This is a genomic window from Mesorhizobium robiniae, assembly GCF_040545535.1.
Taxonomy (GTDB): Bacteria; Pseudomonadota; Alphaproteobacteria; order Rhizobiales; family Rhizobiaceae; genus Mesorhizobium; species Mesorhizobium robiniae.
In genome coordinates, this window is record NZ_JBEPMC010000003.1 from 359,248 (window position 1) to 379,667 (window position 20,420).

A 20,420-nucleotide genomic window follows, 5' to 3' on the forward strand; every position below is an offset into this window, starting at 1 on the left:
GGGGGCGGGCCTAGTTGCCCGCCATCAACGCGTTCCACTTTTCGTTCGCGACCTCGAAGTTCTCCACCCAGAACTTGATGTTCTGCTGATAGCCAAGCTTAAGCTTGTCCGGCGTGTTGGTCATGAACGCCGCGGTGACCTCGTCCACTTCGGGCTTCGCGTCCTTGTGGATCGGCGTATACGAGGTGGTTTTTGCAAGCGTCTCCTGCGCGCCCTTGCCGACATAGGCGTTGATCAGCGCATGCGCCGCGTCGGGGTCCTTGACGCCCATCGGAATGGTCATCTGGTCCATCACGACCAGCCAGTCCTGCCACACCGGCGTGTACGCCGCGCCGTTCTTCACCGCGGTCATGGCGCGTCCGGTCCACATCGCGATCATGTCGGCTTCGCCGGATTCGGCGAGCTGCTGGGAATCGGCGCCGGTCTTCCAGAAGATCGTGTCCGGACCGAGCGACTTCACCTTCTCGATAGCCTTGTCGATGTCGGCAACCGTCATGCTTTCCACCGACCCACCGGCTGCGAGCAGCGCCTGCTCGATCATGCCGCCGGACAGATCGCCGCTGCCCTCCAGAGCGCGCGAGCCCGGGAACTTCTCGATGTCGAAGAAATCCTTCCAGTTCTTGGGCGGGTTATCCTTGTACTTTTCAGTGTTGTACATCAGCACCACGCCATAGTTCATGGCCGGCACACTGCAATCGCTGATCTGGCCCTGTGGAATGTTGGACGTGTCGATCTTCGAGAAGTCCAACTTCTGGAACAGCTTGCCGCAATAGACGTAGGGCGGGAAATCGCCGGTGTCGACAACGTCCCAGGTGACATTGCCGGACTCGACCTGCGCCTGCAGTTTCGAGATTTCGGTTGGCCCGTCGCTGAGCAGCGTCACACCTGATTTGTCGACGAACTCTTTCAGCGCGGCGATCTGGCCGTCCTGATAAATGCCTCCATACGAGACGAAGGTAAGCGTCTTGTCCTTCAGCGAGCCCTCAGCCACCTCGCCCGCCACAGGCTTGCTCTGTGCAAGCGCTGCGGTCGTGATCATCAGCAGCCCGAGCGCGGCCGCCTGTCCGATCTTGGTCTTCATGTTTTATCTCCCATTTCCGTGCACCCGCATTACTTCTGTGCGCCCGGCCGCGAGCCTTGTCCGGACGTGTATTGATTGAGTTCCGCCGCCCCACTGGTCGGCGGCGCGATGATCCAGAGCACCTGCGCCGGCGTCTTGCCGATGTTCACTGTGCGATGCGGCGTCGACGTTGCGTACTCGATGCTGTCGCCCTCGTTCATGACGAAGCGCTCGTCCGCCAGCGTCAGCTCGACCGTGCCCTTCAGGACGACGAACATCTCGTGTTTGCCGCCATGCGTGTAAGCGTCATTGCCGGTCGAGCCGCCGACGTCGAAATCTCCCGAATAAACCTCGAATTCATGGATCGGCCGCCGCGACAGCAACGTCTTTCGGCAACCGTGGCTGATCGGCAGCAGGGGCCGGTCGGCCCTGGTAAGCACCTTGTGGAACCCACCTTCGGTCTGCTCGAACAAGTCGTTGATGCCGAGGTCCAGGGCAGCCGCGATCCGCATCAAGGTGCTGGCGCTGGCTCCGCTCAGATTGCGCTCGAGCTGGCTGATGAAGCTCGCAGTCGTGCCGATCATGTCGGCCAGCTGACGAAGCGAAATGCGTCGCGCGGTGCGAATGGCCTTGATCCGCCCACCGACATGCTTTGTCTTGTCCGCATCCGCCGCCGCTGCCAGCACGGCCATGTCCGGGGATGTCGCAGAGTCGACTTTCACCGAGCTCCTCCTTCACTTAACACCCTATTAAGTGAGATGCTGGAACGCAAGCTATTTGTCGAGATACGATGTAATCCTGGGTCGCTGGGGCAGCGTTAGGCAGGATTTCTACTCAAGACGCGGTCATTCGGCTAAAACGGCTCGCGGCGGTCTCGGCCATCGCATCGGCGAGACCCATCTCCCATTGCGTTCGGCAATAGGCGCGAAAATCGAAGCAGGGCAGGCCGGGGCAGACCTCGAATTCGATGAGATGAACGCTGTCGTCGGCTTCGACCCGGAAGTCGATGGAAAACACATCCCTCAAGCCGAGCCCGGCCATCAGCCTTTGCGCTATCCGTCGGATGCTTGCGTCGGCTCGCGGCTGGCTGGCGGCAATCGGCAGCAACACCGGCTCCGTGTATGTTCCCGCGGCCCTCGCAGCCTCGCCGGTGTCGCCGTAGAGCGCCAGGCTATCTTCCATGGTCTGGAAATCGCCGCCCGAATCGACGAAGGCGATGCCAAGCGCCTCGACGCCGGTGTCCGGCCTCAATCCGAGAAAACTTGCGCGCGCATTGCGCCCGGCGACATAGGGCTGCACGAGGGCGTCGTCGCGATAGGCGGCGAAGATGCGTCGGCTAAGCTCCAGCGCATGGCCGAGATCACTGCTGCGCGAATCCGGCCAGATGCCGATCTTGGCGCCGAGCCGGTTTGGCTTGACGAACCAGCCGGTTGGCGAAGGCGGCGGTTCGACCAGCCAGCGGCCGTCGCGAGCCAGCCCGGCTTGCGGCACCGGCAGGCCGAGCGCGCCAAGCACGGCACCGGATCGGAACTTGTCCTGGCAGAGCGCAAACAGCGCATCATCGGCGCCGATCGTCCTCAAACCGTTCAGCCTTGCCAGGGCCGGTGCCGCGCCACCGCGGAAGTAGGCGACGCCGTCGGTCAGCGTCCACACCAGCGTGGCCTGCGGATCTTCGCCGGCAAGCGCACCTGCGGCATCGTCAAGCGTCACCGGCGCGAAGGACAGGCCGCGCGTCAGGCAGGCTGCGGCCAGCGCATCGAACTCAGGGGCGATGTCGGTCGATTGCGCCAGATAGGAGGCGATTTCGGCGGCGCGCGCCGGGATGTGGCTATCGGCGATCAGCCGGTCAATACAAGCCTTTTCCGGCTCGTGGACGAGGATCAGCTTCGGTTTGCGGCTTGGCATGGGACGGGTAATTCCTGGCGGCGCGATCGCCTACCATCGCATGGCCAGTGTATCAGGCTTTCGCTGAACCGACGTCAGCCAGACGCCTCTACGACAGTGAAACGTGCTCAAGCAATCAGCACGCGCGGCTCGAAGCGGCCGTTGACCTCGACGTCGAGCAGAAACGTCATGCCGGCTTGCGGATCCAGCCGGCGCTGTTTCTCATCTTTGCCCGACCAGGCGGAGGTGACCGCCAGCCGGTCGGCATTCCTGCCGACAAAGGCCGGGCAAGACGGTTGCGTTACCGGCATCGCGACCGATCGGACGAGCTTGCCGTCAGGTCCGTAAGCTTCGATGACGCCGCCGCCCCAGCAGGCGTTCCACAGGACGCCGTCGCGATCGAGCACCGAGCCGTCGATGTAACCCTTCGCCTTGCGGTGATCGACGAAGACCTTCGGTTCGCCGACCGGCAGCCCGGTTGCCGGATCGCAGCCGACCCGCATCAGCAGGCCGGTGCTGGTATCGGTGTAGTGGGCGATCGTTCCATCTTCGGAAAAGCAGATCGAGTTCGACACGGTGATGTCCGAATAGAGGCGGCGCAATTCCCCCCTGAAGAACCAGTAGATTGAGCCGGCGGCCTTTTCCTCGCCCTTGCCCATCGTGCCGACCCAGAAGGCGCCGCAGGGGTGGACGCGCGAATCGTTCGAACGGGTCACCGGGTTGTCGGCCTCGATCGCCGTGTGCAGCGTCATCTTACCGGTCGCCGCGTCGCGGACGTGCAGGCCGGTTTCGGTGGCGATCAACTGTCTGTTGTCGTCGATGATGGCAATCGCGCTGGCCATCTGGCCAAGCTCGTGGATTTTAACCGCGCCGCCGGAAAGGCGCTTTTCCAGAAGCTGGCCGTTGACGATGTCGAACCAGTAGAGCGTATCCGTGGCCGGGTCGTAACTCGGTCCCTCGCCGAGCTGGCAGACATGGTCGGAAAAAACCGAAACGATAGCTTGCCTCATACCGCCGCTCCAAACGCCGCATCCCAGGCTACTGTGGCAGCCCGCGCCTTCGCGGCCACCTCATCGACACTCATACCAGGCTTGAACAGGCTGGATCCCAAGCCGAAAACGCTGACGCCGGCCGCCTTGTAGCCGGCAAAGTCCTTTTCCGAAACGCCGCCGACCGCGCCGACCAGCGTCTCATCAGGCAAAACGGCGCGCATCGCTGCGATGCCGCCCGCGCCAAGCACGCTGGCCGGGAAGAATTTTAGCGCCGAGGCGCCGAGCCGGAGCGCCTGGAAGGCCTCGGTCGGCGTGAACACGCCGGGCATCGTCACCATGCCATAGTGCATGGCGCGGCCCATGACCTCGGCATCGATGTTGGGGCTGACCAGCAGCCGCCCGCCGGCTTTATGCAATCCGTCAACATCGGCAGCTGTAAGCACAGTCCCGGCTCCGACCAGAGCTGTCGATGGAAGCGCCTCGACGATGCTGGCAATCGAGGCAAACGGGTCCGGCGAATTGAGCGGCACTTCGATCGCTTCGATGCCGGCCTCGAAAATCGCCTGGCCGATTGCCACCGCCTCGCTTGGCTTGAGGCCGCGCAGGATGGCGACAAGGCCGCGCCCAAGCTTCGGAAACGGTGCAGTCTCGGTCATGCTACAACTCCGCTTGCGGCAATCATGCCATTTTCGCGTGCGGCTTCGATCAAGCCGGCACGCACTGCCTCGTCGGCGTCGACAGTCTGAACCGCAAGTCCACCAAGGCCGAGCGCCTCTGTATAGAGCGCGCCGAGCGCGCCAGACGCGATCAGCACGACCGGCGCCGCGCCCTTCCCGTAGCGGCGACTGGCGGAGGCGATCTCGCCGCCGATGAGCAGGCCCGACAGGCAAGCAGCGGCATCGTCGGGTTTCAGGTCCTGCAGCAGGCCCGCCGCGCGGATCGAGAACAGCCTCGATGTGACATCGCCGCCGTCAGCAAGCGCTTGCTCGCACCAGCGCCGGAAAAACGGATTTCCCGATGCGACCGGCTGAGGCTGCTCGCCCAGCGAATGGCGCAGGATCGAATGCGCCGCCAGCACCGAAAACAGCTCGCCGGTCGGCCACGTGCCAAAACCTGCAACGGCGCCGTCCTCGACCAGCACCCATTTCGAGTGGGTGCCAGGCATGCAGACGAGATGGCGACCCTTTGCCGGCAAACCAGCGCCGGCAAGCTGCGTTTCCTCGCCGCGCATGACGTCGGGCGCGTCGGCCTGGCGCTGGGCCAGGCCCGGCACGATGCGGATGTCGCGGCGCTGGCCCGGAATGCGCGCAGCACCGGCCAGAATGGCGCCGATCGGCGCCGGCACTGTGACATAGGGCGCCTCGAGCCAGCCCTGGCGCGAGCCGGCCATGCCGCAGATGATGACGGGCATCGCTTCCGGCGCGCCCATCGCCTCCAGGTGCCCTTCGAGAACGGTCGAGAAACCGGCGGCTTGCGCGGTGATCAGCCCATCGTCACCGCGGCGCTCGGCAAGGACTTTTCCGGCGTCATCGATCAGCCAGACCCGGAGACGGGTTGTGCCCCAGTCGACGGCGGCGACAGAAGGCGCCTTGCTCGCAATTCCTGAGCTCACAGGAAGCCCCCGTCGACGATCAGCATCTGCGCCGTCAACATGCGCGAAGCGTCCGACGCCAGGAACAGCGCCGTGCCGACAATGTCTTCCGGCTGCATCACCTGCTTGATGCATTGCTTGGCGACGTGGGCGGCGAGCGCTTGTTCGCTAACCCAGAGCTGCTTCTGCCGCTCGGTAATCACCCAGCCGGGGGCGATCGCATTGACGCGAATGCTGTCGACGCCGAGCCTGCCGGCAAGGCCCTTGGTCAGGCCGACAATGCCGGCCTTGGCGGCGGTGTAGGCCGGCATGTCGGGATGATTGATGAGATAGGACGTCGAGGTGAAATTGATGATCGAGCCGCCGCCGGCCCGCTTCATGCCCGGCGCCACCGCCTGCGCGGTGAAGAAATGCGGGCGCAGATTGACCGCATGGTTGTTATCCCAGAACTCAACCGTGACGTCTTCCACGGTGTGGCGATCGTCGAGTGCTGCATTGTTGACCAGCACGGTGACGTCGCCATGCGCTTCGGCCGCCTTGGCGGCTGAAGCCCGCAGCGCCTCGATGTCGCGTATGTCTGTGTTGAGATAGAGGGGCCGCCGGCCGAGATCCTTCTCGATACGGTCGGCCAGCGCCAGGCTCGGGCCGTCGGCGATGTCGATGAAGGCAATTTTTGCCCCTTGGCGGGCAAAACCTTCGGTCAGCGCGGCGCCGATGCCGGAGCCGCCGCCGGTGATCAGCACCGAAGCGTCTTTAAGGTCGGCAAAGCGCGCCGATGGCATCATTTTCTCTCTCCAGATCTGGCCCTGTCCGACCGGCGCGCATCCTAGCCAGCCAGATCGGAGGAGCAAGGGCGAAAAGCAACTTGGCGGGCTTATGTCTGACAAAAAGACGCCGCGCAGCAACCGCAGTGCGACCGGTCGTCAGATCGCCCAGGCGCAGGGGCGCCACGCTTGGCTATTTGCGCAATTCTGCCCGCGGCGTTTAGGAATAGTTCCGGCATGCTGCCGCGCATGCAAACGTTGCGATTGGCAGATGCCCGGGGAACCTGTACAGGCAAGCAAAGCTGCCATCCGACCCGCCGGAGATCCGCCATGCCTCTGAGAATCGCTGTCCAGATGGATCATATCTCCACCGTCTCGATTGCTGGCGACACGACTTTTGCGCTGTCGCTGGAAGCGCAGCGCCGCGGCCACCAGTTGTTCCACTATACGCCCGACCGACTGTCGCTGCGCGACGGCAAGGTGTTTGCCCGCATCGAGGAAATGCAGGTCCGCGACGAGAAGGGCAATCACTACTCGCTCGGCGAAAAGGTGCGCACCGACCTGTCGGAGATGGACGTCATCCTGCTCAGGCAGGATCCGCCGTTCGATATGAACTACATCACCACCACGCATATCCTCGAGCGCATCCATCCCAAGACATTGGTCGTCAACGACCCGGCCTGGGTGCGCAACAGCCCGGAGAAGATCTTCGTCACCGAATTCCCCGATCTGATGCCCGAGACGCTGATCACCAAGGACAGCCAAGAGGTCGCCGCCTTTCGCAAGGAGTTCGGCGACATTATCGTCAAGCCGCTCTACGGCAATGGCGGTGCCGGCATCTTCCACCTGCACGAAGCCGACCGCAACCTCGCCTCGCTGCTTGAGATGTTCGGCCAGATGTTCCGCGAGCCCTACATCGTGCAGCGCTACCTGAAGGACGTGCGCAAGGGCGACAAGCGCATCATCCTGATCGACGGCGAGCCGGTCGGCGCTATCAACAGGGTGCCGGCCGAGCATGATTCACGCTCCAACATGCATGTCGGCGGCCGCGCCGAAAAAACCGAACTGACGGCGCGCGAGCACGAAATCTGCGCCCGCATCGGCCCGTCGCTGAAAGAGCGCGGTTTTATCCTGGTCGGCATCGACGTCATCGGCGACTACCTGACCGAGATCAACGTGACCTCGCCGACCGGCGTGCGCGAGGTGCAGCGTTTTGGGGGCGCTGATATAGCGAGCTTGTTCTGGGATTGTGTGGAGGGAAAGCGCAAGTAGCGTGCATTGCTTGTGGAAACGGCCGCGTTCTGGACCAATGCATCCGCCGTTTCAACCTTTCCCGTCATGTCCTTGCCTTCGCCCTGCTGCGTTGAGAGCGCCTCCGACGGATCAGTTCCCCGGCCGCGGCCGTGGCAATGGAATGCCGATCTCGGGCGTTGCCGCGAAGGCGTTGATCGAGGCCGGAAGCGCTGCCGCGCCGCTTGCGGACGCCCGCGCCGGTGCCGGAGCCACCGTAAGAGCGGGTGCAGCCGCGACCGGCACGCCGTCGCCATAATAGGTGACAGCTTCAGCCGAAGCCGGATCGGGCCCGTCGAGCACGGCCTGGCATGCCGCGGGCAGGCTCGCCATCGTCATCAGGTCGCGTGCTTTCGGCCTGTCGGGATTCTTGTTCGGGCGCCATGGTTCCTCGGTGAACCACCATGCCAGCGACTGGTCGCAGCCGTCGCCGGGCGCTGTGGCTTCCTGTCGCTTGCAGTTGGGCGAGCCGGGCTGGCAGCCGATGCGGATGTGGAAGTGATAGTCGTGGCCCCAGAACGGCCTGACCTTGCGCAGCCATGCGCGGTCGCCTTTCACCGTGTCGCAGAGCTTCTTCTTGATGCCGGGATTGACCAGGATGCGCTCGACTTCAGGGTAGGTTGCGGCGCGCTTCAGGAGCCGGGTATGCGCCGGCACCCAGAGCGCATCCTTCACCAAGTGCGTTTTTTCGTCGACAAGCAAGGTGGCGCTCATGTTCTCGCGCTGCTCGATCGAAAGCCTGCGGTCGGGCATCGGCGTCAGCCAGATGTCGGCGTCGAGGCCGATCTGGTGCGAGGCATGGCCGGTCAGCATCGGGCCGCCGCGCGGCTGCGAAATGTCGCCGACCAACAGGCCAGGCCAGCCGTCGGCCGCGGCGTCGCGGGACAGTTTCTCGATCAGCGCGATCATCGTCGGATGGCCCCAGCGGCGATTGCGCGAAGGCCGCATCACCTCCCATTTCGGGCCGTCTAGGGGAATGGCAACGCCGCCGGCAAAGCAGCCCTTGGAATAAAAGCCGATCGACTGCGGCGCAGCCATGGCGGGCAACTTTTTGGCGCCGAACAGGTCTTTCGCCAGGTCTTCGGCCGCTGCTGGTCGCGCTGCAAGCCCCGCCAGGGTCAGAATGGCGAGCGCGGCTAATGCATGTCGCCCGAAAGTGCGCAGCGGTTTTGGGAAAACGACGTGCATAAACAGAGCTTTAAAGCGCGTCGCGACGCGCTCTACCAGATTCCTACCGGGCAATGATTGCCTCAACGTTTTCATGAAGCAGAACCCCTCTGCGAATTTAAGTCGAATTATATCACGCCTGGCGCGCAGTTTCGATCACGACCGCTTCATCGGGCTGCGCGCCTCACCGTCGCGCCAGTTGCCGTCAGCCCACATTCGGTCGAAGGCCGAGCGGTAGTCGGGAAAGCGAAAGCGATAGCCGGCCGCCTTGATCGCCGTGTTGGCGACACGCTTGTTCTCGCCATAGAAGGACCGCGCCATGGGCGAAAGTTGGGCGGTCTCGAACGGAATTTCGGGTGGCGGCTCGATTCCCATCAGCCCCGCGGCGTAGGCGACGACGTCCTGTGGCGGCGCCGGCAGGTCGTCGGTGATGTTGAAGATGCCGCCGCGATTGTCTCCGATCAAATGCCAGAGCGCCCCGGCAATGTCGTCGCAATGGATGCGGTTGAACACCTGGCCCGGCTTGACCAGCCGCCGCGCAGTGCCGTTTTCCAGATTGACCAGGGCATTGCGGCCCGGCCCGTAAATGCCGGAAAGGCGCAGGACCGCCACCGGCCGGCCGATGTCCCGACGCAGTTTCAGCCAATCCTGCTCGGCGGCGACACGCATCATCGAGCGCTTCGACACCGGCCGGCATTCGGCGGTCTCGTCGACCCAGCCGCCGCCATGGTCACCATAGACGCCGACCGTGGAGAGATAGGCGATCCATTCGAGCGCTGGCATCTGCGCCGCGATTGTCTCACGCGCCGCATTCAGCACCGGGTCGCCGGCCTCTTCCGGTGCCACCGAGACGACGAGATGGGTTGTTTTCTCGAGCGCGTCGCCAATTTCTGGCGTCAGCGCGCCATCGAAAAGCAGCGGCTGGGTTCCGGCTTGCCGCAACGTTTCGAATTTCTCCGGCGAGCGCGTCGTGCCGAAGACCGTTGTCGCGGCATCCTTGCTGGCGCGGGCGAATGCCCTTCCCGAATAGCCGGCGCCGAAAATGAAAATCTGCTTCTTGCTCATGCATGCGCCTCGATTTGATCTGCCAGCGCCAGGCGCCATTCGCGTTGCACGGCCTCGTCGCTTTCCGCTTTCACTGCAGCGGTGGCGCGTTTGGCGAATTCGGGCTCAGGCACAAGCCGTGACAGCGCCCATACCGCCGCCCCACGCACCAGGGGCGAGGCATCGCCCAGCAGCGCACACACGACGTTGCCGAGCGAGGCATCGCCGGAATTGCCGGCCGCAATCAGCACATTGCGGACGAAGCGGTCGCGACCGATGCGCTTGATCGGCGAACCGGTGAAGAAGGACCGGAAAGCCGCGTCGTCGAACGCCAAGAGATCGGCGAGCGCCGGCTCGCGCAGGTCCGCGCGGGCGACGAGCTTTGCCTCCGACGCAGTTCGGGCAAACTTGTTCCACGGGCAGGCGGCCAGACAGTCGTCGCAGCCATAGATGCGGTTGCCGATCTTTTCCCGGAACTCGTGCGGGATCGGCCCCTTGTTCTCGATAGTGAGATAGGAGATGCAGCGTCGCGCATCGAGCCGGTAGGGTGCGGGAAAGGCGTCGGTCGGGCAAACGTCGAGACAGGCGCGGCACGAGCCGCAATGGTCGACCTCGGGCGTATCGGGCGCAAGCTCGGCCGTCGTGAAGATGGTGCCGAGGAACAGCCAGGAGCCGTGCTCGCGGCTGACCAGATTGGTGTGCTTGCCTTGCCAACCGAGGCCGGCGGCTTCTGCCAGCGGCTTTTCCATCACTGGGGCGGTGTCGACGAACACTTTTACGTCGCCGCCGGTGCGGGCCACGATCTTGCCGGCGATCTCTTTCAGCCGGCCCTTCATCACGTCGTGGTAATCGCGGTTCTGCGCATAGACGGAAATCGCGCCGCGGTCACGCTTCACCAGGACCGCGCGCGGGTCGTGGTCGGGGCCATAGTTCATGGCCAGCACAATGATGGAGCGAACCTCGGGCCAAAGTGCTGTCGGCTCGCCCCTGCGTTCGAGCGTCTCGGCGATCCAGCCCATCGAGCCGTGAAAGCCGTCGGCGACGAATGCGGCAAGTCGGGCCGGCGCCTGCGGGATAGAATCGGGAGTGGTAACGGCAACGGCATCGAAACCGGCGCGCCGTGCCTCGCGGTTGATCAGCGCGCGCAGTTTTTCCGCTTTAGAAATCGAGGTCCGCATAATGTGACACCGGCGACAGGCCGCGCACCCGGTCGGACAAAAGCGGCCGGAACGATGGCCGTGATTTCACCCGTGCATACCATTCGCGCGCAGCAGCGTGTTCGCGCCAGTCGATCTCGCCGAGATAGTCGAGCACAGACAGCGCCGCCGCCGCAGCGAGGTCGGCATAGGTGACTTTGCTGCCGGCCAGCCAATGGCGTGTGCCGGCCAGCCAATTGGTATATTTCATGTGCTGGCGGATATTGGCGCGCGCGGCGCGGATCGCCGCCGAATCGGGCGAACCGCCGCCCGCCGTTTCCGGCATGACCGGCTTCAGCACGCGCTCGCGCACGAGATGCCGCGTCACCTCGCTATCGGCCTTGTTGAGATACCAGTCGGTCAGTCGGCGGATTTCGGCGCGCCCCATCGGATCCTCGGCGAACAGCCGCTTGTCACGCTTGAGCACGCCGCGCGTCTCGTCGAGATATTCGCCGATGACCATGGCGCCGACGATCGGCACGTCGCCCTCGGCAAGCAGGATCGGCAGCGTGCCGGCCGGGTTCAGCGCCAGGAACTCCTTGCGCCGCGTCCACGGCTTTTCCTCGATTAGCGCCAGCTCTTCGCCATATTCGCCGAAAGCGAGGCGTACGAACCGGCAGGAGGCGAACATCGGGTGGTGGAAAAGCGTCAGCATGGTCCCGCGATAATAGAGCGCACTGGCAAATCGCCGGCTGCGCCGGTAAGTCTTGGCCGCCCCGATTCAAAAGGGCCGTCAGGGTGCTGCGACCTATAGGAGGAGTTCCGCGCCATGACAAGCAAGCCCTTTTGCAAGCCCTTTCGCAAGCCGTTTTTCAAGCCCTCACTCGAACACCGAGGTTTCCATGGAAAGCCAGACCATCGTCGAAGCGCTGCTGCTCGGCATGATCGAGGGCCTGACTGAGTTCATTCCGGTCTCGTCGACCGGCCATATCCTGCTTGCCGGCCATTTTCTTGGCTTCCACTCGACCGGCAAGGCCTTCGAGATCCTGATCCAGCTTGGCGCCATCCTGGCGATTCTCAGCGTCTATTTCCATCGTCTGTGGCAGATGCTGGTCGAACTGCCGCGTGACCGGGTGACGCGGCATTTCGTCCTCGGCATCCTCGTCGCCTTCCTGCCGGCGGCCGTCATCGGCGCGCTGGCGCATGGCTTCATCAAGACGGTGCTTTTTGAATCGCCGAGGCTGATCTGCGTCATGCTGATCATCGGCGGCGTGGTCCTGCTGTGGGTAGATCGATTCAAACCGAAGCCGCTCTACCACGACGTCGAGCGGTTTCCGCTCAGGCTCTATCTGCAGATCGGACTGTTCCAGTGCCTTTCGCTGATCCCCGGCACGTCGCGCTCCGGCTCGACGATCGTCGGCGCGCTGCTTCTGGGCGTCGATAAGCGGGCGGCTGCGGAATTCTCCTTCTTCCTCGCCATGCCGACGATGGTCGGCGCCTTCGCCTTCGACCTCTTCAAGAACCGCAATGTGCTGACCAGCGCCGACCTGCCGGTCATCGCCGCCGGTTTCATCGCGGCCTTCATCGCAGCGCTTATCGTCGTGCGCTTCCTGCTCAACTACGTCTCGCGCCACGGCTACTCGCTGTTCGGCTGGTGGCGACTGGTCATCGGCACCGTCGGCCTGGTTGCGCTGATGATCTGGGGGTGATTGCGGAGGCTGACCTCATGCTACTCCGCCGAGTTCCTTCGCCCCTCTGCCCCTGCCGGTCAGAGGGGGCGCTGTCCCGCTGACGTCTCGCAAGATTCGGATGGCGACCTGCCTCAATTTCGTCCGTAGAAAACATTCTCGACATGCACCGGCCAGCGCCAGGGCAGCACCGCCACCATATCGAAACGCGCCGACAATCTTCCATAGTCGGATTGGCGCGACAGCCAGAGGTCGGCTGCGCTTTCGATGCGGCGCTCCGATTCGTAGCGAACAGCCTCCATCGCTTCCATCAGCGTGCGGCGCGCCTTCACTTCGACAAACAGCACCAGATCGCCGCGGCGCGCGATCAGGTCGATCTCGCCGAACCGCGTGCGGTGGCGGCGCGCCAGTATCCGGTAGCCTTTCACCATCAATGCTGCCGCCGCCAGCCACTCGCTGCGGTGGCCGCGCCGATAGGCCTGCCGGCGGCTGGCGACCGGGCGTTCAGCCATCCCCGTCTTTCCCGGTGTCACCCTCTTTCCCGATCTCTCCGTTCTGCCCGGCATCCTTAAGTTCCAGCAGCCGCCGGTAAAGCGCCTGCTTCTGGCCGCCGGTCATCCTGGCGGCTTCCGCCGCCGCCTTGGATGCCGGCATCTCGGCAGCAAGCGAAAGCAGAAGCCGGTCGATGTCTTCAGGCTCGTCGGCGGCCGCTTCCGACGGGCCGACGCAGATGACGATTTCGCCCTTCGGCGTGTCGGCCGCCGCATAATGGTCGGCGAGCGACTGCAAGGTGCCGGTCCGCATTTCCTCGAAGGTCTTGGTCAGTTCGCGGCCGATCGCAGCCTTGCGGGCGCCACCCAGCGCTTCGACCATGGCGCTGAGCGTCTCGGCCAGCCGGCGCGGCGATTCGAAGAAGATCAGCGTCGCCGGCACGGTTTTCAGCGCTTCCAGCCGCGTCAGCCGCTGCCCCGTCTTCACCGGCAGGAAGCCGGCAAACAGAAACGCGTCGGAGGGCAGGCCGGAGGCCGTCAGCGCCGCAAGCGGCGCCGACGGGCCGGGGATCGGCACGACGCGAATGCCCTGGTCGAGGGCCTCGCCCACCAGCCGGTAGCCGGGATCGGAGATGAGCGGCGTGCCGGCGTCCGAGATCAGTGCCACGCTCTGCCCGGCCAGCAAGGCCGCGATCAGCTTCGGCCCGGCCTCGCCGGCATTGTGTTCGTGATAGGCAGTGGTGCGGCGGCGGATGCCGTATCGGTCGAGCAGCACGCGGCTGACCCGCGTGTCCTCGCAGGCGACGATGTCGGCGGCAGCCAGCGTTTCCAGCGCCCGCAGCGTGATGTCGGCCAGATTGCCGATCGGTGTCGCCACCAGATAGAGCGCCGGCTCGAGCGGCCGGGCGGACATCTCAGTCTGGCCGATCACATAGCTGCGTTTGTCGCCGGTCACCGCTGTCCTCAAGCTGCTTGCATGCATTTGGACCTGTTTGGCACGGCTGACGCGCGGTTGCAAAACCCGTGCCGAAGTGAAGCAGCCGCCATGCCTTTGCCATAGTACGGAACGAAACCGTGCCCGGCGTATTTACCCCTGATCTCGGGAGGAGCAGGATGGACAGTCTCAAGATACAAGACGTTTTCGAACCCTACTATGCAGGGCGCAAGCGCTTTGCCGCGCGAAAGGACAAGGGCCAGCCTGCCAAAGCTGGCTCCGGCTTGGCCAAAAAGCCGCGAAAGCGTCGTCCTTCAAAGGCAACCAGCCTGGAAATCGAGCCCTCGACCGGCACCGGCAGCACGATGGAGCACTGACCAGACGATGCCCAATCGCTTCGACATTTTCATCACCCGCCTTGAAACGAAAAGCTCCCGGAATGGAGCACCGTCACATCCCCTAAGCGATCAAAACCGCGCCCGCCGCGACAAGGGCGACGCCAAGCCGGCTCGCTCCGGTGAAGCGGACGCTGAGAAAGAGCACGTCAAGCGGCGCCACAAGCACGACGCTTGACTATCGCAACCCCGCGATTGGCCGAGACACTTCTCTCCTCGTTATCCTGGGCGGAGCAGGAGCGAAGCCGCGCAGACCCGAGGATGACGAAAGCGGGGGTTGAAACGCTCAACCACATCATTCAACCCAGGTACTTCGAGACGCGCGCCTCCAGCAGACGCATCAGGCCCGGATCCATGAACTCATAGTCGTCCGGAATATCGAGGCAGATCACGCGAGCCTTCCTCAGGCTGGCCTTTGGCGCGGTGCGCCTTTCCATGACGAAGATGATATCGGCCCACGAAACGAGTTCGTGCGTCAACGGTGTCAGCATCGTGGCTGGTGCCGGCCGATGCGATTTCGATATCCTTCGACTAGTAAACACGCCGCCAGTCTCTGTTTCGTAACGCTCCGTGTTAATATTGGACCTGCGTGCGCGTTTGAGCGTACGGGAGAGGATTATGTCAGCAACTTTAACCGCACTGAGCAACAGAGAGGCCTATAGGCTGGGAGATTTCAACCTGATTGGTCGTGGCGAAAATGCCACCATACGCTTGGCAGACGGGGAAGTTTCGCGCCAGCATGCAACGATCCGGCGCGACGGCGCGAACTACTGGGTTGTCGATGTCGGCAGTGCCAATGGCAGTTATGTGAATGACGTGGCGCTCACAACCGCGCGTGTGCTGCACACCGGCGATCGCGTCCAGTTCGGCAAATCGATTTTTCTTTTCGAACAGGGCACGACTGCCCCCGATCTAGATTCGCAAGCGGCGAACACAAAAACTCAATGGGGCAAGCCGGCGGCCCCTAAGAGCCGGCCGGCCACCCTGTTCGTTGCTGATTTGAAGGAGTTTACCGGAATTAGCGCAAGGCTATCCCCGGAACAGGTGGCGGCCCTCTTGGCCGAGTGGTATATGGACTGCAATGTGATTTTGAAGCACTACGGTGCCTCGATCGACAAATTCATCGGTGATTGTGTATTTGCTTATTGGCACGGGACCGCAGCGGATGTCTGTGCCTCTGCGGTTGAGGCTGCCCAGGCGCTCCGCGCTGCGGAAGACGCGGCTACGTCGCCAACCCGAGTACTGGTCAGGGAACAACAAGATATCGTACTCGACTGCCGCATTGGCCTTCATGTGGGTGAAGTTGCTATCGGCGCTATGGGCAAAGGCATCAACACCGCGCTGGGCGATGCCGTGAATTTGGCTTTTCGTATTGAGGGATTGACGCGAAAACTGGACAAGCCGCTGTTGGTCAGCGCCCAATTCGTCGAGCACTGGCCTGAAGGTAGACATTATTTCAAGTCCTGCGGCTATCACGAGGTCAAAGGGCGCGCCGAGATGATCGAGGTATTCAGCCTAAAATAGGCACGCCAGCAGTAAGATTTTCGAACGCCGCTCACACGCCTAACACCTATTCCCATGCTGACACCAATGCTTTTCCTGCCCAGGCTTTTGCTAGGGCAGAGGGGCAGCCATGGGGCTTGCGTTGGTAGTCGGGCAAGCCGAATTTCTAGCATCCTTGCGTGAGCCGATAAATTGTCTATGACAGTTCCGCTTCTGGCCTATGCTCTACCGCGCCAGGTCCGCCACCACGGCGTCGAGCACGATCATGCCGGCTGGCGTGGCGCGCAGGCGGGCATTGCCGATCGGCGCCACCAGCCCTTCGCCCTGCAGTACCGACAGCCGCGCGGTCGAGAGGCCGCGGCCGGAAAACGCTTCATAGCGCGAGAGGTCGATGCCTTCGGCCAGCCTTAGCCCCATCAGGAGGAACTCGTCGGCCTCTTCCGAGCGCGTCAGGGTCTCGCCGCCGGTGACGCCATGGCCCTTGGCCTCGACCAGATTGGCCCAGGTCTCCGGCATCTTTTCGGCTATCGTCACCACGCGGCGGCCGTTTTCGACGAAGCGGCCGTGCGCGCCGGGACCGACGCCGACATATTCGCCATAGCGCCAATAGGTGAGATTGTGCCGGCTTTCGGCACCTGATCTGGCGTGGTTGGAAATCTCGTAGGCAGGCAGCCCATGCGCGGCAGTGATCTCCTGCGTCAGCGCATAGAGGTCGGCGGCAAGGTCGTTGTCAGGAATGGCGAATTTCCTGGCCGCATGCAGCGCGTGGAACGGCGTGCCTTCCTCGATGGTCAGCTGATAGAGCGACAGATGGTCGGCGGCGTGGCCGATCGCCTGCTCGAGCTCGGCCTGCCACGCTTCCGGTGTCTGGCCGGGCCGCGCGTAGATCAGGTCGAAGGACAGCCGCGGAAAGATGTCACGCGCCAGGCCGATCGCATGCAGCGCTTCGTCGACATTGTGCAGCCGGCCGAGGAAGCGCAAATCCTTGTCGTTCAGCGCCTGCACGCCGAGCGACACCCGGTTGACGCCCGCCGCCCGGTAACCGCGGAAGCGCTCGGCCTCGACCGAGGAGGGGTTGGCCTCCAGCGTCACCTCGATGCCGGCAGGCACCGTCCAGTTCTTCGCCACCGCGTCCAGCACGGCCGCCACGGTTTCCGGCTTCATCAGCGATGGCGTGCCGCCGCCGAGAAAAATGCTGGTCACCTCGCGTGGTCCGGTGCGGTCGCGCATGGTCGCAAGCTCGGTCTCGAATGCGTGCGCAAAACGCTCCTGGTCGACTGGCTGGTGGCGGACATGGCTGTTGAAGTCGCAATAGGGGCACTTGGCTGCGCAGAACGGCCAGTGGATGTAGACGCCGAAGCCGGGGCTGCGGTCGAGCAGCATGGTCATTTCACGCCCGATCGTGCCAAATCCAGCCTGGCTTGCGCGAATTTCTGGAAAGCGCGGGCGCGGTGCGACAACGCCGTCGGCTGGCCGGGCTTCCAGCCGTGTTTTTCCTCCGCGGTCATCTCGCCGAAGGTCTTTTCGAAACCGTCCGGCACGAACACCGGGTCGTAGCCGAAGCCGAGTTCGCCGCGGGGCGGCCACACCAGCGTGCCCTCGACTTCGCCGCGGAAATATTCGGCCGCGCCGTCGGGAAAGGCCAGGCAGATGACGGCGACGAAGCGGCCCTTGCGCTGCGCAGGCGCGACCGCGCCGACTTCCTGCAACGCCACTTCCGCCCGCTGCATCGCCATGCCGAAGTCGCGGGACCCGTCCGGCGCCTCGGCCCAGTTGGCGGTGTAGACGCCGGGCGCTCCGCCCAGTGCATCGACACACAGGCCGGAATCGTCCGACAATGCCGGCAGACCGGTCGCCTTGGCGGCGGCAAATGCCTTGATATAGGCGTTCTCCTCGAAGGTAGTGCCGGTCTCGTCCGGCTCCGGCAGGCCGTATTCCTTGGCCGACTTTGCATCTATGCCGAATGGCGCCATCAGATCGGCGAATTCGCGCAGCTTGCCGGCATTGTGGCTGGCAACGACGATCTCATGTCCATCAAGCGATTGCATCAAATGCCCCAGATTCTTGGTTCGGCGAATTCGATTGAATTGCCGGAGGGGTCGCGAATATAGATCGAGCGGCCGCCCTGCGGCCATTCGAACTCGCTTTCGATAGCGATTTTCTTCTCCTCCAGATGCGCTTTCCAGCGGAGAATCTCGTCCGCGCTTGCCGCAAAGCACAGATGGCCGTCGCCGACAGCGCCGTGCGGCGGCACTTTCAGCCTGGCATCGGGCGCCGGCGGCACCTTGGTCGCCTCGGCGTTGAAGATGAGCAGCACGCCGTCCCCGCAGCGGAAGAAAAGATGCCTGCCGTCGGCCTTGCCCAGCAGATCGAGCCCGAGCACGCCGGAATAGAAGTTTTCCGCGGCATCGAGGTCGGTCACGTAGAGGGCTGATTCGAGGATGGCGGAAGGGGTCATGACAGAACCGACGGCTAAGCCACAGCCATCTGCTGCAGGCTGACCAGTCGCGCAATGCCCTTCTTGGCCAGTTCCATCAGCGCCGTGAACTGCTCTTCCGAGAAAGGCTCGCCCTCGGCGGTGCCTTGGATCTCGACGATGCCGCCCTTGCCGGTCATGACAAAGTTGGCGTCGGTGCCGGCCGAGGAATCCTCGAGATAGTCGAGGTCGATGACCGGCTGGCCGTCATGGATGCCGCAGGAGATAGCCGCGACATGGTCCTTCAGCACCTTGGCGACGCTGGCCATCTGCCGGGCTTCCATCCAGCGCAGGCAGTCATAAAGCGCCACCCAGCCGCCGGTGATTGAGGCGGTGCGCGTGCCGCCATCGGCCTGGATCACGTCGCAGTCGACGGTGATCTGCTGCTCGCCGAGCGCCTGCAGATCGACCACGGCACGCAGGGAACGGCCAATCAGCCGCTGGATTTCAAGTGTGCGGCCGCCTTGCTTGCCGGCCGAAGCTTCGCGGCGCATGCGTTCGCCGGTCGAGCGCGGCAGCATGCCATATTCCGCCGTCACCCAGCCCTTGCCGGAATTGCGCATCCAGCCCGGCACCTTTTCCTCAAGGCTGGCCGTACACAGCACATGCGTGTCGCCGAACTTCACCAGGCACGAACCTTCCGCGTGCTTGGAGACGCCGCGCTCGAAGGAGATGGCGCGCATTTCGTCGAATTGGCGTTTGGAAGGGCGCATTCAGGCTTTTTTCCTATTTTTTTCGGAATCGTGGCCGGCTTGTAGCCGCATGGTGCGCAAGGCGCAAAGGAAAATGGCCGGTTGCGCGGGCGCGGCCGAAGTCTATATCTTTGGGCCGGAGGATTTTGGCCCGAATGACCAAGGCAGTCGATCCCAGTTCGCAGTCGCCCCTGCTTCAATCGCCCGCACTCCAGTCGCTCGACATGCGTTCGCGCGACATCTTTCGGCGCATCGTCGATTCCTATCTGAAGGACGGAGAGCCGGTCGGCTCACGCAGCCTGTCGCGTATCCTGCCGTCGTCGCTGTCGCCGGCCACGATCCGCAACGTGATGAGCGATCTCGAGCATCTCGGCCTGATTTACGCGCCGCATATCTCGGCCGGCCGGCTGCCGACCCAGGCCGGCCTGCGCTTCTTCGTCGATGCGTTCATGGAGCTTGGCGATCTTTCCGACGAGGAACGCCGCACCATCGAGGCGCAGGTGCGCGCCTCCGGCTCGGGCGCGACGCTGGAGCACATGCTCACCGAAGCCAGCCAGATGCTGTCCGGCATGTCGCGCGGCGCCGGCCTCGTGCTTGCCGCCAAGAACGAGGTGGCGCTCAAGCACATCGAATTCATCCAGCTCGAGCCGACCAAGGCGCTGGCCGTGCTGGTGTCGCAGAACGGCGACGTCGAAAATCGCGTCGTCGACCTGCCCGCCGGCGTCACCGTCTCGCAATTGCATGAAGCATCGAACTTCCTCAATGCCCACATCCGCGGCCGCACGCTGGCCGAGGCGCGGATCGAGATCGCCCGCCTCAAGGAAGAGACCAAGGCCGCCCTCGACACGCTGTCGCAGGATCTGGTCGAAAAGGGCCTCGCGGTCTGGGCGGGCACCGAGAGCGGCCTGCCGGCGCGTCTCATCGTGCGCGGCCGCGCCAATCTGCTGGAAAACGTCACGGCCCAGGCCGACATCGAGCTGTTGCGGCACTTGTTCGAGGATCTGGAGACGCAGGACGGGTTGATCCAGCTTCTCGACCTTGCCGAAGAAGGGTCGGGCGTGCGCATCTTCATCGGCTCGGAGAACAAGCTGTTTTCGCTGTCGGGTTCGTCGCTGGTCGTGGCGCCCTATCGCGACAAGGACGCCCGCGTCATCGGCGCGCTCGGCGTCATCGGCCCGACCCGGCTGAACTACGCACGCATCGTGCCGATGGTCGACTATACCGCGCAGCTTATTTCCCGCATGCTGCGATAATGCATGTCGCCCAAAAGTGCGCAGCGGTTTTGGGACATGCATAAAACAAAACCCAGGCGC

At 63.7% G+C, this 20,420-nt stretch carries 22 protein-coding genes and 1 pseudogene; 5 read left to right on the top strand and 18 right to left on the bottom strand.

Features of this window, described 5'->3' with window-relative positions:
- Positions 1 to 10: 10 nt before the first annotated feature.
- The 7 genes from ABID19_RS09875 to ABID19_RS09905 form a co-directional block, all read right to left on the bottom strand.
- Complete coding sequence (locus ABID19_RS09875; RefSeq protein WP_354490059.1) at positions 11 to 1,081, bottom strand: extracellular solute-binding protein; 1,071 nt, start codon at positions 1,079 to 1,081, stop codon at positions 11 to 13.
- Positions 1,082 to 1,110: 29 nt separating this feature from the next.
- The gene (locus ABID19_RS09880; RefSeq protein ID WP_354490061.1) at positions 1,111 to 1,782 is read right to left on the bottom strand and encodes a helix-turn-helix domain-containing protein; all 672 of its coding nucleotides are present in this window, start codon (positions 1,780 to 1,782) and stop codon (positions 1,111 to 1,113) included.
- A gap of 112 nt (positions 1,783 to 1,894) precedes the next feature.
- Entirely contained in the window at positions 1,895 to 2,965 is a 1,071-nt protein-coding gene (locus tag ABID19_RS09885) for a D-alanine--D-alanine ligase family protein (protein ID WP_354490063.1), read from the bottom strand.
- 107 nt (positions 2,966 to 3,072) lie between these two features.
- Positions 3,073 to 3,954 (bottom strand): SMP-30/gluconolactonase/LRE family protein, encoded by an 882-nt coding sequence (locus ABID19_RS09890; RefSeq protein WP_354490065.1) that lies wholly within the window; start codon positions 3,952 to 3,954, stop codon positions 3,073 to 3,075.
- On the bottom strand, positions 3,951 to 4,592 hold the full coding sequence (locus ABID19_RS09895; protein WP_354490066.1) for a 2-dehydro-3-deoxy-6-phosphogalactonate aldolase: 642 nt from the start codon (positions 4,590 to 4,592) through the stop codon (positions 3,951 to 3,953). Before ABID19_RS09895 ends, ABID19_RS09890 begins: the two co-directional genes overlap by 4 nt.
- The gene (locus ABID19_RS09900; protein WP_354490068.1) at positions 4,589 to 5,548 is read right to left on the bottom strand and encodes a 2-dehydro-3-deoxygalactonokinase; all 960 of its coding nucleotides are present in this window, start codon (positions 5,546 to 5,548) and stop codon (positions 4,589 to 4,591) included. Before ABID19_RS09900 ends, ABID19_RS09895 begins: the two co-directional genes overlap by 4 nt.
- Positions 5,545 to 6,312: an SDR family NAD(P)-dependent oxidoreductase gene (locus ABID19_RS09905; protein ID WP_354490070.1), complete on the bottom strand. Its 768-nt coding sequence runs from the start codon at positions 6,310 to 6,312 to the stop codon at positions 5,545 to 5,547. The genes ABID19_RS09900 and ABID19_RS09905 overlap by 4 nt, the downstream gene beginning before the upstream one ends.
- A gap of 309 nt (positions 6,313 to 6,621) precedes the next feature.
- Between ABID19_RS09905 and gshB the strand changes: the two genes are divergently transcribed.
- Positions 6,622 to 7,563, top strand: a complete 942-nt coding sequence (gene gshB / locus ABID19_RS09910; protein WP_354490071.1) for a glutathione synthase — start codon at positions 6,622 to 6,624, stop codon at positions 7,561 to 7,563.
- Positions 7,564 to 7,674: 111 nt separating this feature from the next.
- On the opposite strand, the gene mepA is transcribed toward gshB, so the two are convergent.
- The 4 genes from mepA to ABID19_RS09930 form a co-directional block, all read right to left on the bottom strand.
- Complete coding sequence (gene mepA, locus ABID19_RS09915) at positions 7,675 to 8,769, bottom strand: penicillin-insensitive murein endopeptidase (RefSeq protein WP_354490073.1); 1,095 nt, start codon at positions 8,767 to 8,769, stop codon at positions 7,675 to 7,677.
- A 135-nt stretch (positions 8,770 to 8,904) separates the two neighbouring features.
- Complete coding sequence (locus ABID19_RS09920; RefSeq protein ID WP_354490075.1) at positions 8,905 to 9,813, bottom strand: SDR family oxidoreductase; 909 nt, start codon at positions 9,811 to 9,813, stop codon at positions 8,905 to 8,907.
- Positions 9,810 to 10,970, bottom strand: coding sequence for a tRNA epoxyqueuosine(34) reductase QueG (queG, locus tag ABID19_RS09925; RefSeq protein WP_354490077.1), 1,161 nt, complete (start codon positions 10,968 to 10,970; stop codon positions 9,810 to 9,812). Before queG ends, ABID19_RS09920 begins: the two co-directional genes overlap by 4 nt.
- Positions 10,951 to 11,643, bottom strand: coding sequence for a glutathione S-transferase family protein (locus ABID19_RS09930; RefSeq protein WP_352927473.1), 693 nt, complete (start codon positions 11,641 to 11,643; stop codon positions 10,951 to 10,953). Before ABID19_RS09930 ends, queG begins: the two co-directional genes overlap by 20 nt.
- A 187-nt stretch (positions 11,644 to 11,830) precedes the next feature.
- Here ABID19_RS09930 and ABID19_RS09935 point away from each other — a divergent pair, with 187 nt between their 5' ends.
- Positions 11,831 to 12,637 (top strand): undecaprenyl-diphosphate phosphatase, encoded by an 807-nt coding sequence (locus ABID19_RS09935; protein WP_354490079.1) that lies wholly within the window; start codon positions 11,831 to 11,833, stop codon positions 12,635 to 12,637.
- A gap of 113 nt (positions 12,638 to 12,750) precedes the next feature.
- Here ABID19_RS09935 and ABID19_RS09940 read toward each other — a convergent pair whose 3' ends face one another.
- On the bottom strand, positions 12,751 to 13,128 hold the full coding sequence (locus ABID19_RS09940) for a YraN family protein (protein WP_095484733.1): 378 nt from the start codon (positions 13,126 to 13,128) through the stop codon (positions 12,751 to 12,753).
- Positions 13,121 to 14,062, bottom strand: coding sequence for a 16S rRNA (cytidine(1402)-2'-O)-methyltransferase (rsmI, locus tag ABID19_RS09945; protein WP_354490080.1), 942 nt, complete (start codon positions 14,060 to 14,062; stop codon positions 13,121 to 13,123). Before rsmI ends, ABID19_RS09940 begins: the two co-directional genes overlap by 8 nt.
- 158 nt (positions 14,063 to 14,220) lie before the next feature.
- On the opposite strand from rsmI, the gene ABID19_RS09950 reads away from it, so the two are divergent.
- Positions 14,221 to 14,418 (top strand): hypothetical protein, encoded by a 198-nt coding sequence (locus tag ABID19_RS09950; protein WP_354490082.1) that lies wholly within the window; start codon positions 14,221 to 14,223, stop codon positions 14,416 to 14,418.
- 317 nt (positions 14,419 to 14,735) lie between these two features.
- Here ABID19_RS09950 and ABID19_RS09955 read toward each other — a convergent pair.
- A pseudogene (locus ABID19_RS09955) lies at positions 14,736 to 14,964 on the bottom strand (low molecular weight protein tyrosine phosphatase family protein); the annotation flags it as partial.
- 90 nt (positions 14,965 to 15,054) lie between these two features.
- Here ABID19_RS09955 and ABID19_RS09960 point away from each other — a divergent pair.
- Positions 15,055 to 15,960: an adenylate/guanylate cyclase domain-containing protein gene (locus ABID19_RS09960; protein WP_354490083.1), complete on the top strand. Its 906-nt coding sequence runs from the start codon at positions 15,055 to 15,057 to the stop codon at positions 15,958 to 15,960.
- Positions 15,961 to 16,164: 204 nt separating this feature from the next.
- Here ABID19_RS09960 and hemW read toward each other — a convergent pair whose 3' ends face one another.
- From hemW to rph, 4 genes are read right to left on the bottom strand one after another with little or no spacing between them, the layout of a single operon-like run.
- Positions 16,165 to 17,328: a radical SAM family heme chaperone HemW gene (gene hemW / locus ABID19_RS09965; protein WP_354490084.1), complete on the bottom strand. Its 1,164-nt coding sequence runs from the start codon at positions 17,326 to 17,328 to the stop codon at positions 16,165 to 16,167.
- Positions 17,325 to 17,987, bottom strand: a complete 663-nt coding sequence (gene rdgB / locus ABID19_RS09970; RefSeq protein ID WP_292672528.1) for an RdgB/HAM1 family non-canonical purine NTP pyrophosphatase — start codon at positions 17,985 to 17,987, stop codon at positions 17,325 to 17,327. The genes hemW and rdgB overlap by 4 nt, the downstream gene beginning before the upstream one ends.
- Positions 17,987 to 18,397 carry a VOC family protein gene (locus ABID19_RS09975; protein ID WP_292672530.1) on the bottom strand — a complete coding sequence of 137 codons (411 nt, stop codon included), beginning with the start codon at positions 18,395 to 18,397 and terminating at the stop codon, positions 17,987 to 17,989. The genes rdgB and ABID19_RS09975 overlap by 1 nt, the downstream gene beginning before the upstream one ends.
- A gap of 14 nt (positions 18,398 to 18,411) precedes the next feature.
- Complete coding sequence (gene rph / locus ABID19_RS09980) at positions 18,412 to 19,128, bottom strand: ribonuclease PH (protein WP_292672532.1); 717 nt, start codon at positions 19,126 to 19,128, stop codon at positions 18,412 to 18,414.
- Positions 19,129 to 19,262: 134 nt separating this feature from the next.
- Here rph and hrcA point away from each other — a divergent pair, with 134 nt between their 5' ends.
- Positions 19,263 to 20,360: a heat-inducible transcriptional repressor HrcA gene (hrcA, locus tag ABID19_RS09985; RefSeq protein WP_352927502.1), complete on the top strand. Its 1,098-nt coding sequence runs from the start codon at positions 19,263 to 19,265 to the stop codon at positions 20,358 to 20,360.
- Positions 20,361 to 20,420: the final 60 nt, after the last annotated feature.